This window comes from Longilinea arvoryzae (assembly GCF_001050235.1).
In the GTDB taxonomy this organism is placed as follows: Bacteria; Chloroflexota; Anaerolineae; order Anaerolineales; family Anaerolineaceae; genus Longilinea; species Longilinea arvoryzae.
The window spans coordinates 2,443,147-2,457,743 of the sequence record NZ_DF967972.1 but is presented as its reverse complement, the minus strand read 5'-3'; the positions used below and the strand labels follow the sequence as shown (position 1 = coordinate 2,457,743).

The 14,597-nt window shown below is 57.0% G+C and carries 14 protein-coding genes; 6 read left to right on the top strand and 8 right to left on the bottom strand.

The features are described from left to right. Position 1 precedes the first annotated feature (1 nt). The 4 genes from mvk (at position 2) to greA (ending at position 3,516) form a co-directional block, all read left to right on the top strand. Complete coding sequence (gene mvk, locus LARV_RS10935) at positions 2-1,030, top strand: mevalonate kinase (RefSeq protein ID WP_083522744.1); 1,029 nt, start codon at positions 2-4, stop codon at positions 1,028-1,030. Continuing rightward, on the top strand, positions 972-1,778 hold the full coding sequence (locus LARV_RS10930; RefSeq protein ID WP_075073667.1) for an isopentenyl phosphate kinase: 807 nt from the start codon (positions 972-974) through the stop codon (positions 1,776-1,778). The genes mvk and LARV_RS10930 overlap by 59 nt, the downstream gene beginning before the upstream one ends. A gap of 19 nt (positions 1,779-1,797) precedes the next feature. After that, on the top strand, positions 1,798-2,949 hold the full coding sequence (locus tag LARV_RS10925; protein WP_075073666.1) for a deoxyguanosinetriphosphate triphosphohydrolase: 1,152 nt from the start codon (positions 1,798-1,800) through the stop codon (positions 2,947-2,949). A 99-nt stretch (positions 2,950-3,048) separates the two neighbouring features. After that, the gene (gene greA / locus LARV_RS10920; RefSeq protein ID WP_075073665.1) at positions 3,049-3,516 is read left to right on the top strand and encodes a transcription elongation factor GreA; all 468 of its coding nucleotides are present in this window, start codon (positions 3,049-3,051) and stop codon (positions 3,514-3,516) included. A 111-nt stretch (positions 3,517-3,627) separates the two neighbouring features. Here the strand turns inward: greA and LARV_RS10915 are convergent, their stop codons facing one another. The 8 genes from LARV_RS10915 to ffh form a co-directional block, all read right to left on the bottom strand. Beyond that, positions 3,628-4,680, bottom strand: coding sequence for a hypothetical protein (locus LARV_RS10915; RefSeq protein ID WP_075073664.1), 1,053 nt, complete (start codon positions 4,678-4,680; stop codon positions 3,628-3,630). A 131-nt stretch (positions 4,681-4,811) separates the two neighbouring features. Beyond that, the gene (gene topA / locus LARV_RS10910; protein WP_201785914.1) at positions 4,812-7,127 is read right to left on the bottom strand and encodes a type I DNA topoisomerase; all 2,316 of its coding nucleotides are present in this window, start codon (positions 7,125-7,127) and stop codon (positions 4,812-4,814) included. 10 nt (positions 7,128-7,137) lie between these two features. Beyond that, entirely contained in the window at positions 7,138-8,229 is a 1,092-nt protein-coding gene (locus tag LARV_RS10905; protein ID WP_075073663.1) for a mannose-1-phosphate guanylyltransferase, read from the bottom strand. Then, positions 8,226-9,341, bottom strand: coding sequence for a DNA-processing protein DprA (dprA, locus tag LARV_RS10900; protein WP_075073662.1), 1,116 nt, complete (start codon positions 9,339-9,341; stop codon positions 8,226-8,228). Before dprA ends, LARV_RS10905 begins: the two co-directional genes overlap by 4 nt. A gap of 1 nt (position 9,342) precedes the next feature. Then, entirely contained in the window at positions 9,343-9,894 is a 552-nt protein-coding gene (gene rimM / locus LARV_RS10895) for a ribosome maturation factor RimM (RefSeq protein ID WP_172797844.1), read from the bottom strand. An 11-nt stretch (positions 9,895-9,905) separates the two neighbouring features. Next, positions 9,906-10,145, bottom strand: a complete 240-nt coding sequence (locus LARV_RS10890; protein WP_075073661.1) for a KH domain-containing protein — start codon at positions 10,143-10,145, stop codon at positions 9,906-9,908. A 62-nt stretch (positions 10,146-10,207) separates the two neighbouring features. Then, positions 10,208-10,561 (bottom strand): 30S ribosomal protein S16, encoded by a 354-nt coding sequence (rpsP, locus tag LARV_RS10885; protein ID WP_075073660.1) that lies wholly within the window; start codon positions 10,559-10,561, stop codon positions 10,208-10,210. Positions 10,562-10,696: 135 nt separating this feature from the next. Next, positions 10,697-12,019: a signal recognition particle protein gene (ffh, locus tag LARV_RS10880; protein WP_075073659.1), complete on the bottom strand. Its 1,323-nt coding sequence runs from the start codon at positions 12,017-12,019 to the stop codon at positions 10,697-10,699. A gap of 221 nt (positions 12,020-12,240) precedes the next feature. On the opposite strand from ffh, the gene LARV_RS10875 reads away from it, so the two are divergent. Beyond that, the gene (locus LARV_RS10875; RefSeq protein ID WP_075073658.1) at positions 12,241-13,104 is read left to right on the top strand and encodes a DegV family protein; all 864 of its coding nucleotides are present in this window, start codon (positions 12,241-12,243) and stop codon (positions 13,102-13,104) included. A 170-nt stretch (positions 13,105-13,274) separates the two neighbouring features. Further along, positions 13,275-14,594 carry a DUF1015 domain-containing protein gene (locus LARV_RS10870; RefSeq protein ID WP_075073657.1) on the top strand — a complete coding sequence of 440 codons (1,320 nt, stop codon included), beginning with the start codon at positions 13,275-13,277 and terminating at the stop codon, positions 14,592-14,594. The last annotated feature ends 3 nt before the right edge of the window (positions 14,595-14,597 follow it).

The following is a 14,597-nucleotide window of genomic DNA, read 5'->3' as shown; positions in this document are numbered from 1 at the left end:
GATGACAGCCTTATCCGCTACTGCTCCAGGAAAAATCATATTATTCGGTGAGCATGCCGTGGTCTACGGGCAGCCCGCCATTGCCGTGCCGGTGAGCATTGTTCAGGCGCGCGCGGTCATCAGCGCCATTCCCGCAGCCCCGAATGGTCAGGTGCGCCTGATCGCGCCGGATATCCACCTCGATTCGCTGATCGATGAATTACCCGACGATCACCCGCTTGTGCTGGCAATTTTACTCACCGCTGGCCACCTCGGCGCGCAACGTCTGCCGGCCATGCAGGTGCATCTGTCCTCCAGCATCCCGCTTGCAGGCGGTTTCGGCTCCAGCGCTGCCACGGCCATCGCCATCATCCGCGCCGTATCAGCTTTCCTGGGCCGTCCGTTGTCCAACGATATCGTGTCTGAACTGGCTTATCGGGTTGAACGGCGCCAGCATGGCAATCCGTCCGGCATCGACAATACGGTCGTCGCTTTCGAGCAGCCAGTTTATTTCGTGCGCGGCCAGCCTTTCGAGACGTTGATCGCCGCCAGGCCCTTTACCCTGGTGATCGGCGACAGCGGCGTGCAAAGTTCCACGGCGGCAGTCGTGGCCGATGTGCAGCGCCTGCACCAGGCCGATCCCGAATCGATCGATCGCGCCTTCACCGCCATAGGCGACATCGTTCGCCAGGCGCGCGGGTATATTCAGGCCGGGATGATCGACAACCTGGGCGAATTGATGAACCACAATCAACGCCTCTTGAAAGAATTGACGATTTCTTCACCGGAACTCGACTTGCTGGTCGAGGCAGCCCTGGCCAACGGAGCAATGGGAGCCAAGCTATCCGGAGGCGGACGCGGCGGCAATATGATCGCGCTGGTTTCTCCGCAGACGGCTTCCAGGGTCGAACGGGCGCTGATAGCTGCCGGTGCGGTCCACACCTGGATAACGACCGTTGCTCCGATCTTGGGTCCTACGGAGGGATTAGGAAATGCAAACAACCCGTCGTCTGGTTTTCCTGAAATTAGGCGGTTCATTGATTACGGATAAGGCAACCGCGCACACGGCCCGGCGAGAGGTGCTGACGCGCCTGGCCCGAGAAATTTCCGCTGCCCTGCAAAAGGATCCGGATTTAAGCCTGGTTTTGGGCCATGGTTCCGGATCCTTTGGCCATTTTGCAGCCCAAAAATACGGCACCTACACCGGCGTTCATACCTCGCTCGAGTGGCGTGGTTTTGCTGAAGTGTGGAAGGAAGCCCGTGCATTGAATGAAATCGTCATGGATGCCCTCGTCCAGGCCGGTCTGCCGGTAATGGCCTTCCCTGCTTCGGCGATCGCCATCACCTCGAAGCGCGCCGTTTTGCGCTGCGAAACAGAAACGCTGCAGAAAGCCCTGCAACATGATCTCATCCCGGTGATTCAGGGAGATGTCGTCTTCGATACGATCCTCGGCGGGACTATCCTTTCCACGGAAGATCAGTTCTTTCACCTGGCTCCACGCCTCGAACCGCAGCGCATCCTGCTGGCAGGCGTCGAACCCGGTGTCTGGTCGGATTATCCGGCCTGCAAGCAATTGTTCGACCGGATACATCTGAATGACTACACGAAAATCGCCCCGGCGCTCGGCGCATCCGCCGGCGTCGACGTGACCGGCGGGATGACTCAAAAAGTCTCGCGGATGCTGGATGTCATCCGCGCCAATCCACGGCTTGAAATTCGCATCTTCTCTGGCGTAGAATCGAATTCTATCGAACGAGCCCTCTTGGGCGCTGAATCCGGAACTTTGCTGTCGGCCTGAACATAAAGGAGGTCGAGTTATGTTATACACCCGCGATCTTTTGGAAGCAAACGAGGAGCGGAATCTGGCTTCATACGCCATTCACAGCGCGCAGAGCAAAGGCCGCCAATTTCCTGATTCCGAACCGGATTATCGGACGGTTTTTCAACGCGACCGCGACCGTATCCTGCATACCACCGCCTTCCGCCGCCTGGAATATAAGACCCAGGTTTTTATCAATTACGAAGGCGACTATTACCGCACCCGCCTGACCCACACCCTGGAAGTGACTCAGATCGGACGCACCATTGCACGCGCCCTGGGAGCAAACGAAGATCTGATCGAGACGATCTGCCTGGCGCACGATCTCGGTCACCCGCCCTTTGGCCATTCGGGCGAGATGATCCTCTCCCGCCTGATGAAGGACTACGGCGGTTTCGATCACAATAAGCAATCCCTGCGTATCGTTACATTCTTGGAAAACCGCTATCCCGATTTCCCGGGCCTGAACCTGTCCTGGGAAGTATTGGAAGGCATCGTCAAGCACGAAACCGAGTACGATATCGCCGATGCGCGTGAGTTCAATCCCGAATTGCGCGGGCATCTCGAAGCCCAGATCGCCAACGTGGCCGATGAGCTGGCTTATACCGCGCATGATCTGGATGACGGCCTGCGTTCGGGCATGATTACGCCCGCCATGCTCAGCGGCATGGAACTGTGGGAAATTCTCACCGACTTGATCGGTTGGCGCGGCGGCGAACTGGATGAAAAGAACCGTCACCGCATCATCCGCAAGTTGATTGGCATTCAGGTGACCGATCAGGTCAAGAGCACCGACCTGCGTCTGCGGGAAAACAGTATTCGATCGGCGGAAGACGTCCAACGCCTGCCGTACAACATCGTTGGTTTCAGCGATGAAATGCGCCAACGAAACCGCGAGTTGAAGGATTTCCTGTACACCAAACTGTACCGCCATTATCGTGTGGTGCGCATGGCTGTAAAGGCGGAACGTACGTTGAGCGAGATTTTCAACGCCTATTTGAACGATCCCAACACCCTGCCGCCGCACGTGCAAGTGTTGGTGGCGGAACGCGGCCTGGAACGCACCATTTGCGATTATCTGGCCGGAATGACGGATCGTTACGCCGTCGAGGAGCACCAAAAGCTGTTCGATCCGCTGGTACTGCCCTGATTACCGATTCGATCACTTTTTCTCAGAAAGGGGTGGCAATATCTCTTTCTTGGTGTTATCATGCAATCTTGAAGTTTATTTATAGAATGGTGAAAAAGAATGGCAGATGTCTCTTACTTAACCCAGGAAGGCCTCGAGAACCTCAAAGCCGAACTTGATGATTTGAAAGGACCAGCCCGTCAAAAACTCTCCGAACGGCTACGCCTGGCCATCCAGCAGGGCGATCTTTCCGAAAACGCCGATTACATTCAGGCCAAGGAAGACCAGGGCTTTTTGGAAGGCCGCATCCTCGAACTCGAACAGCTTCTCCGAAATGTTGTCATCATCGATGATACGGTGCAGAATCGCGATAAGGTCGAAATTGGCGCGCATGTGACCATTCAGGAGGGCAGCTTTCCAGAGGAAACGTATTACCTGGTGGGTCCCAAGGAAGCCGATCCGCGCAACGGCCGGATTTCGCACGAATCCCCGATCGGAAAGGCCCTTTTAGGGCACCAGGTTGGCGACGAAGTTCTGGTCGACACCCCCGGCGGTTCCATTCGCCTGAATATTCTTCGCATCGAGTAATAACGAATATTGTGACCAAACCATGCACCGGCCTCGAAAGCCGGTGCTTTTTGTTAAAAAGATCTGCCCGCCGAATGACGGGCAGATCCACAGGACAAGTCGAAGAAAACCTCAGGCTTTGGTCTTCGGCCAGACGGCCAGTTCGAGCGTAAGCCGGTCGAAGTGGCTTTCGTTGGGCAGAGCGCCGGTGCCGTACCCCATGTCTACGACGCGCGCTTCCAATTGCAGGGTCGCCGTTTCGAGCAGCACCTTGGCGCCCGGTTCCACCAGCACGGGCTCGCCCTTCGACGCCAGGCGCTGGCTGATCGCCGGGTCATTGAATGCGTGCGTGCTCATCAACACCTTGGTAATGGTCTGGATATCATTCTTATCGAACAGCCAGACCTCGAAGGCGGTTACCTTCTTCGGGTCGCCGACACCGATTGTCTCGGAGATGCCCACGCCGCATTCGCCCAGGAATTCACCGCTGGCCGAGTCGATGCTGAATGAGTCATCATACAGATCATCACCCGCCATGTAGGTGGTCATGAATTGCGCGACGGGTTGGTCCTGACCTTCGGCTTCGAAGTCCGTCCGTTCAGCAGCGCGGCTGACTTCCTGCGCGCGAGCTACCGGAGTTCCCTCGGTCCCGCGGCGTTTTCGGAAGAAGAAGATATAAGCCAACGCGCCGCCGATGATCAACACCAGCAGGCAGGACACAATCAGCAAGACCGGCGAGTTCTTCGAAGTCTTTTCCCCGGCTGCGGCCATGGTCGGTTGCACTGCACCCGGAGTCGTTGCCGGCAAAACAGCCCCGCCGGCTGTTGGAGAGGTCTGTACCGCGGTGATTGGCGTTTTCACAGCCGTTTGGAAAGCCAGCAAATCGGCTTGCGAAGCGGAACAATTACCTGAATTGATCCCGATCAGCACATCGGCTGCGGTCGATCCTAATTCCTTCCAGCGCATCGCCGCCAGGTCAGCCCGCTGATCTTTGGAAAAAGCCTGAACGGCCATGCAGAGGTAGTCCACTTTGGCGTCCTCGCGCAAATGCGCCGGCGCGGCATCCTTCCATTGCACAGGCCATAAACCCCAACCTAAAACGACAAGGCCAATGATCAGGCCGATGACAAAGCCAACAGCGGCTGCTACCCACGGGTTGCGGAATTGTTCTCGGATCTTGTCCATAGTCAGCTCCTACAGGTTTAGAACTCCTGCCTAGCGGTCTGCTTTTAATTTGCGTTTATTTTAGAACTAAAGTTGCAAGAAAGCAACAGCCACCGATTGGCAAAGGGTTTCAACGAACAATGTTGCAAGGTTTATGCCGTTTCAACGGGCGTTTCTTCGATCTGATCGAGCGGGAATGTCTCCTGGCATTGCGTGCACTGCACCTCCCGCTTGTTCGAAAGGACCAACAAACCGCCGCATTTGGGGCAGGGCGCCGACACCGGTCGCTTCCAGGAGGTGAAATCACAGGTTGGATAATTTGCGCATCCATAGAAGATGCGGCCTTTCCGAGTCTTACGCAGAACGATATCGCCGCCGTCCTTCGGGCAGGTGACGCCGATTTTTTCCAACCAGGGTTCGGTGTGCCGGCAGGTCGGGAAATTGCTGCAACTGATGAACTTTCCAAAGCGACCCCAGCGGATGACCAGATCGTGACCGCATTCGGGACAGGCGCGGCCGACTTTCTCCAGTTCCGCCTTCGTGACCGGCATCTCCTCCTGGGCCTTCTTGAGCTGGGGTTCGAATTCGCTGTAAAAATCGGCCACGATGCCGGGCCATTCGCGCTCACCCTCGGCAACGCTATCCAGGTTCGATTCCATATTCGCGGTGAAATTCAAATCCACAATTTCAGGGAAATGCTTCACCAGCAAATCGTTAACCAGGATGCCCGTCTCGGTCGGGAACAGACGTTTGGTCTCCCGGATCACATAACCGCGCTCCTGAATGGTCGATAGAATGGGCGCATATGTCGAAGGCCGGCCGATACCATGTTCCTCGAGGGATTGCACCAGCGTTGCTTCGGTAAATCGAGGCGGCGGCTGGGTGAAATGCTGCTCGGGTATCAGGCGGACCAACTCCTGCCGCTGGCCTTCTTCGAGACCGGGCGGAATACGCACGTTATCCTCATCCTCGCCCTTAAGATCCTCGTCTTTGGCTTCTTCATACACGATCAGGTAACCCGGGAAGCGCAGCGTGGATCCGGAAGCGCGCCACAGATACTCATGGGCCTGCGTCCGGGTGCTGATTTCCACCGAAACCGTGTCGAAGATCGCAGCCTCCATTTGTGAGGCAACGAAGCGCTGCCAGATGAGCTGATAAAGCTTGAACTGCTCCGGCGTCAGGAAGGGTTTGACCTTATCCGGGGCGCGCAAGACTGAAGTGGGCCGGATGGCCTCATGGGCTTCCTGCGCGCCGACCGCGCGAGTCTTGTACTGGGGTGGAGCCGGGGGTAGAAAATCGGCGCCGTATTGTTGCCCGATCATCTCGCGCGCTTCGCGTTGAGCCAGCTCGGAAACGTTCGTCGAATCGGTACGCATATAGGTGATGAGGCCGGACGTGCCCCCCTCACCGACATCCAGGCCTTCATACAATTGCTGCGCCAGCGACATGGTCCGGCGCGCGGTATATCCCAGACGGCGCGACGATTCCTGCTGTAGCGTGCTGGTAATGAAAGGCGCCTGCGGCTTGCGGCGGCGTTCGGTGCGTTTGATTTTGCTGATTTCGTAGGTCGCGTCCTCGAGATCGGCCAGCAGTGCATCCACGGAAGCCTGATCCGGCAGGCGGGGTTCGGCATCATCAAGGCGCGCCAATCGAGCCAGGTAAGCGTTCTTCTTGCCGCCGTGCGGTTTAAGTTCGGCTCCCAGGGTCCAGTATTCCACGGGGTCGAAAGCATCGATTTCACGCTCGCGTTCGACGATCAAACGCAGCGCGACCGACTGCACCCGGCCGGCGGATAACCGGCTGCGGACCTTTTCCCACAACAGCGGGCTCAGGCTGTAACCGACCAACCGGTCGAGCACGCGCCGGGCCTGCTGGGCATCCACCAGCGACATATCGATATCCCGCGGGTGAGCGAAGGCTTCCTCGATGGCCGGCTGGGTGATTTCATGAAAAACCACCCGCTTCGAAATCTTTGGGTCGATTTCGGCAGCTTCCATTAAGTGCCAGGCAATCGCCTCGCCTTCGCGATCCGGGTCGGTGGCAAGGTAGATTTCTTCGGCCGTCTTCGCCAGCGATTTAAGTTCCTTGACCACCTGGCGTTTCTCGTTGGGAACCCGGTACTTGGGTTGAAAATTGTGCTCGACATCCACGGACAATTCCGAACGCAGCAGATCGCGCACATGACCCACCGAGGCCCGAACGGTAAAGCCCTTTCCCAGGAAGCGTCCCACGGTACGCGCCTTGGCGGGTGATTCGACGATCACCAGTTTTCCTTTTCGTTTCGGTTCGCGGCTGACTTTTTCGGGTGGCGTCAGGCCGTCGTGCGCCGGGGTGCGTCCCATCCGAAAGATGGGTTTGCTGCACACTGGACAGGTTCCCCGTGTAATGGGAGCTCCGACTTTATTGAAATCCGCCTGCGGATTTTGAATTTCTCGCTTTTGCTTGCATTTAACGCAATAGGCTTCCAAAGGCTTACTCCTACAAATAAAGCTGGTAGCCGTTCTGGTCGAGTAATTTCACCAGTTCACGGACCTTTTGAGCGTCATCTCTCGGGCAAACCAGCAATGCATCTCCGGCGTCGACGATGATGAGATTCTTGACGCCAATTGTCACCACCAAACGATTTGGATCTTCGGTACATACAAGCGTATCACGCGTGTCAATCCCTAGGTGCATGGCGCTGATGTGGATGTTGCCATTTGGATCGCCGGGCAGCACGTCGAACAGTGAATCCCAGCTACCCACATCACTCCATCCCAGATCCGCGCCGGGTAATACGGCCACCTGCTGGGCGTGTTCCATGATGCCGTAGTCGATAGTCTGGGGCTTGATCTGCGGCCATAATTTCTTCAGTGTCTCGGTTTGCCAGGCGGTTCCCCAGCTTTTCGCGATCTGTTCCAGGGTCTGGTATAGTTCGCCCATCTGGCGGCTGAATTCTTCCTGAATGCGATCGACCCGCCAGATGAACATGCCCGAGTTCCAGAAGTGATCGCCACGCTGAAGTAATCCGCGGGCGGTTTCTTCATTGGGTTTTTCCTTGAATCTCAACACCCGGTACGCGTCGTGCTGGCCGTAATGGCCCAGGAGTTCACCGCGCTGGATATAGCCATAACCGGTTGCCGGGAAGGTGGGTTGAATCCCAAGCGTGACCAGGAAATCCTTGCGGGCCAATTCCTGGGCAGACGACAAAATTTGCTGGAAACCAGCCACATTTTCGATGTAATGGTCAGCGGTCAGGACGGCCATGACCGCTTCAGGGTCGCGTTTCTGCAGAACGACCGCCGCCAATCCGACCACCGAGGCCGTGCCGCGCGGCATGGGCTCGAGGATGTAGTTTTCAGCCGGAATGTTCGGGCTCTGTTTCTGCAATTCGGTCGCCTGATCGGCGACGGTCACGACATAGATGTGATCGACCGGAAATAAGCCCTGCAACCGGTCTGTGGCCATCTGGAAAAGCGTTCGATCGCTTACCAGGCGAAGCATCTGCTTCGGTCGATTTTGTCTCGAAAGCGGCCAAAGGCGCGTTCCCCCGCCGCCGGCCATGATGACAGCATAGAAATGTTCGTTCATTTGTGATCTGTTGAATATTGAGGTCGAATCTCTCGAATAGTCACGTAATTCATCCCGCCCAACTGGCGGATCATGCCCTTAAGTTCCATGATAGCGAGTGTAGCCGAAACCTGATCAATTGGCAAGCCGGATTTAATCGAGATCTCGTCGATGTGCTGGGCTTCACCGCCCAGGACGCCCAACAGCCTGGCTTCGATTCCGTCAGCCGGCAAACTGCGCCGCGCACTGACCTGTTCCTGGACCTGCTGCAGTTTCAAGATCTCGAGCACATCCTGCATTTCGAGCAGCGGGTGCGCGCCCAATTGAATCAGGCGGTTGGTGCCCTTGCTTTGCGGCGCCAGAATGCTGCCCGGCACGGCAAACACCTCGCGGCCCTGCTCGACGGCAAAAGTGGCCGTGATCAGGGCGCCGCTGGTTTCGCCCGCCTCGATGACCACCGTCGCCATGGCCAGGCCGGAGATGATCCGGTTGCGGGGCGGAAAATTCGTACTGTCGGGCGGGGTACCCGGCGCGTAATCGCTGACCAGTGCGCCGCGGCTGATGATCTGCCCGGCCAGCCGTTCGTGCTCGGGCGGATAAATGCGGTCCACGCCGCTGCCCAGCACCGCGAGCGTGCGCCCGCCGGCTTTCATGGCCGCATCGTGGGCAATGGCATCCACGCCGCGCGCCAAACCGCTGACCACCGTGATGCCGTTTGCGCCCAGGTAGGCAGCCAGTTCAGCGGCCACCTGTCTGCCGTACGGGGTTACCCGCCGCGTACCCACCACGGCCACCGCAAAATCGTCCTCCGGCAGCAACTCGCCGCGCATATAAAGCACCGGCGGCGGTTGGTCGATCTCTCGCAGGTGGCGGGGATAGGCTTCATCCTCGCGAATCAAGACCTGGATGCCCTGTTCCTCGATCCGGGACCAGATTTCATTCAGGTCCACGCTCTTGCGCATCTTCAGAAAGGTTTCAACGATTTTCGGCGGCAGTCCCGCCGAGGCCAGGGCATCACCGGGGGCATTCCAGGCAATTTCCAAATTGCCGAAGTAATCCAGCAGCGCCTGCATGCGCACGGCCCCGATTCCCTTGACCAGGTTGAATCCCATCCAGTAGATGCGGTGGTCCATTCTAATCCTGCCAGATTTGCGGCCGGACAGTCATGGTCTTCTCCGCCAGGTTGACCGACAGGATAACCTCGCGAATCGCCGGCAGCAAAATTTCTTTTCCATCCTCGCCGGTAACGATATAAACGTCGTTAGCTCCGGTTTCCACCACCTCGGTTAGGATGCCCAGGGATTGCCCCTCTTCCGTGAGAACCTTCAGGCCAATCATTTGGTGCTGATAATATTCACCTTCAGGCAACTTCGGAAGGCTGTCCGCGCGCACATACACCATGCAATTGCGGAATTTTCCAACTTCTTCGGGTGTATCGATGTCGCGGAATTTGAGCAGTAGGAATGGTGGATTCTTGCGGGTCCTTTCCAGATGTATGGGCACGTGGGTCTCGCCGATGAATAATTCGCGCCCACTGCGCATTCTCTCTGGAAAGTCCGTGATCACTTCCATTAAAACTTCTCCGGCCAGGCCATGCGGCCGGCGGAGTTTTCCGACAATCAGAAAGACAGGCTCGCCCGTCAGGGGCGAGCCTGTTTCATCCGATGGTGTTACGGGAGGGACCATCCGGCGTGGTTTCATCGGGGTTCTACGACATCCAGACTGGCCTGTTTACCCTCGCGGGCGGCAGCCACGCGCAGCAAAACCCGCATCGCGTTGGCCACCCGGCCACCTTTACCGATGACACGCCCCATATCTTCTTTGGCGACCCTCAGTTCGATGTGAACTTTCGTGGCGCCCGCGCGCTCCTGTTTGATTTCCACCTGGGTGGGATCATCAACCAGAGAACGGGCGATGAAATCGATCAGATCCTTCACGGCTTCTCCCTTTCCAGATCACCGGAAAAACGCCGGTGCTCTAGTATCATTTCCGGTCGCAATTATTTCGACGTGGAGGGGAGGGTCTTCGTGGTGGTTTTACGGTTCTCGTAAACTGCCTTGGCTTCTTCCAGCAGCTTTTCAACCGGTTCGCCGGCCTTATAGCGGGCAAAGCGATCCAACAGACCAACACTCTTGAAGAGCATGAGCACTGAATCACTGGGCTGCGCGCCCTTGCTCATCCAATCATAAATGCGGTCTTCCTGTACTTCGAACGTGAAGGGTTCAGTCCGTGGATTGTAAGAACCCAGAATTTCAATGAAACGGCCATCGCGCGGGCTTTCCTTATCCGCGGCAATGATACGATACGTAGCCTGACCCTTCAAACCAGTGCGGCGCAAACGAATACGAACCATCGAGTCGATCTCCCTTTTACTTTCTAGTGTTTCTCAAATCAAGTATATCGCGAAATTTCATTCCGTCCAGCCGTCAGATTGGAGAGCCTGGGGGCGCTGAAGGAAGCGCGAAAACTCTCCGCCCGAAACGGTGGGTTATCCAAACATGCGGGGCATTCCGCGACCGCCTGTTTTTTGCAGTGTTTTGACCATCCGCTGTGTCTCGCGGAATTGCTTGAGGATGCGATTCACATCCTGCACCTCGGTGCCCGAACCGCGCGCAATCCGCCGCCGGCGGCTCGCGTTAAGGATATCCGGGTCGTGGCGTTCGGCCTGCGTCATCGAACTTAGAATGGCTTCAGTGACCTTGAGTGACTTTTCGGCATCTTTCGGATCGATGTTTCGGGCGGCCTGTCCGAGGTTGCCCGGCAGCATATCCAGGATTTGCTGGAACGGCCCCATTTTACGAATCTGGCGCAATTGTTGGGCGAAATCTTCCAGCGTAAAATCGCCCTTCATCATCTTTTTCGCCTGGTCGCGCGCCGATTGCTCATCGTAAGCGGCTTCGGCCTTTTCGATCAGGCCAATCACATCGCCCATGCCCAGAATGCGCGAAGCCAGGCGGCGTGGATCGTAACTTTCCAGCGCATCGACGCCTTCGCCGGTGCTGAGGAATTTGATGGGCACGCCGGTCACCGAGCGGATGGAAATTGCGGCGCCGCCACGGCTGTCGCCGTCCATTTTGGTCAGCACGAGCCCGGTCAGTGAAACCGTATCCCGGAAACCCTCCGCCACGTGCAGGGCTTCCTGGCCGATCATCGAATCGATCACCAGCAAGGTATCGGTCGGCGTGACCTTGCGGCTGATCGACCGCAGTTCGTCCATCAACTGATCGTCCAACTGCGAACGGCCGGCCGTATCCAGGATGACCACGGTGTAACCGCCCTTCCTGGCCTGGTCGAAGGCATGCGCCGCCAGTTCCGGCGGATTCACACCGTCTTCGGTGAAGACCGGCACACCAACCCGTTCGCCCAGTGTTTGCAATTGTTTGATGGCCGCCGGTCGGTAAGGGTCCGCGGCCACAAGCATCACCCGCTCGCCCTGCGAACGCAGTAAACGCGCCAGCTTGGCGGCGGCGGTTGTTTTACCCGAACCCTGCAAACCGACGATCATCACCAGCCAGGGTTTGGGGCCGGCCAGGTTGAGCCGGGCCGGTTCACCCAGGGTGCCAATCATCTCTTCATTAACGATCTTGATGACCTGTTGGGCGGGGTTGAGCGCTTTGGAGACTTCGGCGCCGATGGACCGGGCGCGAACGCGAGCCACGAAATCTTTGACCACGCTGTAATGCACGTCCGCTTCCAGCAATGCCAGGCGGACCTCACGCATCACGGCGTCCACATCGGCTTCGGAAAGTTTCCCGCGCCGGCGCAGATTATCAAAGATTTTATTCAAACGGTCGCTTAAAGTCTCAAACACGTCGATTCACATCCATAGAAAACAACACCCCACAGCCGGGGCGTCTAACCGATTGATTTTAGCCTAGAAAGCAAGGTGGGTCAAGAGATGGCCCGGGAAAGCTTACAGTTTTCGCATTTTGTCAAATCTTTTGGATTTTTTCGCAACCTTCCCCTGCCTTATGGGTTATTACCTTCAGAAAATCAGCCTGTTTTCATTCTTATCCGTTATCGAGGAGTTTTATGTCCAAAGTCGCCATTGTTACCGACTCGACCGCCTGTTTCCCAAAAGAAATCATTCAGGGCTATCCCATGTTCGTGGCTCCCCTGCAGGTCATTTGGGGCGATCAGAGTTACCAGGACGGCGTCGATATTCAACCTTCCGAATTTTACACCCGCCTGTCCAATTCGAAAACGATGCCGACCACATCGCAAACCACTCCCGGTTATTTTGCCGAACTGTACACCCGCCTGCTCGACCAGGGATATGACATTCTCAGCGTGCACATTTCCTCGCGCCTTTCCGGCACCCTCGATTCCGCAATTCAGGCCCGGAAGATGGTCATGAACGGCAAGGGTCGGATTTCACTCGTGGATACTTACGGAGCTGGGATGGCCATGGGTTTTCCGGCCCTGATTGCCGCCCGCGCCGCCAAACAGGGCGCCACGTTGGAGGAATGCCGGATTCTCACCGAAAACGCGGTTAAAAATAGCGGTGTCTTTGTGGTCGTCCCCACACTGGATTATCTATATCGCGGCGGACGCATTGGCGGCGCCGCTGCTTTTGTGGGCTCCGTGCTGAACCTCAAACCCATCATCAAGCTCATCGACGGGCGGTTGGACGCTGTGGATAAAGTGCGGACCTTCAGTAAAGCCGTCAATCAAATGACCGAATTATTTCTGAAAGATGTCAACGGCCGGTTGCCCGTCCGCATCGCCGTTCACCATGCCAATTGCCCGGATGCGGCCCGCATGTTGCTCGATCGCGTGTGCGCTCGTTTCAGCGCCAGCGACGTCGCCGAAGCGTTCATCGCCGATGTCAGTCCGGTCATCGGCGCGCACATCGGCCCGGGTGCGCTGGGGATCGCCTTTCTGGCCGGCATGTAGAACGCCCGATTGGATCGCAAAACGCCTGCTTCAGCGGGCGTTTTTTTATTCCGGACAACCCTCCTGATTACCCCTGACAGACATCACCAACCTTGTATGGGGTGTTTATTCACGCAGGCACTTTCGTTACAATCATCATTGGTCAAATCTTTTTTGCGAAAGGGTTTTCCATGAGACTCTATCCCAGCATTGGCGTGCAGGTTGCCGATATCCTGCTTCCAAAACCTGGCACGAATCTGACACAATGGGCTTCCATCGCCTGCGATCAGTTCACATCCCAACCCGAATACTGGCAGAAAGTCGCCCAAATCGTCGGTGAATCGCCTTCCACATTCAAATTAACCCTGCCGGAAGTCTATCTTGGCACCGATGAAGAACCCGCCCGCGTGAAAAGCACCCAGGCGGCCATGCAGCAATACCTGGCAGGCGGCCTTCTCGTCGATCACGAAGGCTTGATCCTGGTTGAACGCACGGTGGATGGAAAAACACGCCGCGGCCTGATGCTGGCGTTGGATCTGGAACAGTATGACTTCAACAAAGGTTCCCAGACCCTGATCCGCGCTACCGAAGGCACCATTCTCGACCGGCTGCCCCCGCGCATGAAGATCCGCGAAGGCGCGACCCTCGAACTGCCTCATATCCTGGTCTTGATCGACGACCCCAAGCGCACCGTAATCGAACCGCTCCTGGCCCAGAAAGAACGCCTGCCCAAGTTGTACGACTTCGAATTGATGCTCGACAGCGGCCATCTGTGCGGCTATAGCATCAACGACCCGGCTCTGGAGAAACAGGTCATCCACGCGTTGGAAAGCCTGGCCGATCCGGCCAGCTTCGCCTCCAAATACAGCGTTGCGCCGGATAAAGGCGTGCTCCTGTTCGCCATGGGCGATGGGAATCACTCGCTGGCCACCGCCAAGGCGATCTGGGAAAAGATCAAGCCGCAGGTTGGCCTGAACCACCCGGCTCGTTATGCCCTGGTTGAAATCGAAAACGTCCACGATGACGGCCTCGAATTCGCACCCATTCACCGCGTGCTCTTCCATGTGAAGGAAGATCTTGCTACCGGTTTACGGCATTACTTCGGCGACAAGGCAAGCCTGATTCCCAACTCAACCGAAGAGGAAATGGTCGCGATGGTCAATGCTCAAACCGGGCCGGAGCAGCTCATCGGTCTGGTCTCAGTCGGCGGTTATCAGGTTCTGTCCGTGAAGGATCCATCTTCCAACCTGCCGGTCGGCACGCTGCAAGGCTTTATTGACCATTGGCTGAAAAAGGGCGGCGCCGAAAAAGTCGACTACGTTCACGGGCGGGACGTGGTTTGCAAGCTGGGCGTCCAGCCCGGCAATCTGGGATTCTACCTGCCCGGCATGCCCAAGAGCGACCTGTTCAAGACCGTCATTCTGGATGGTGCACTGCCGCGCAAGACTTTCTCGATGGGCGAAGCCAAAGAAAAACGCTTCTATATGGAAGCCCGCAAGATCGTCAAATAAGAT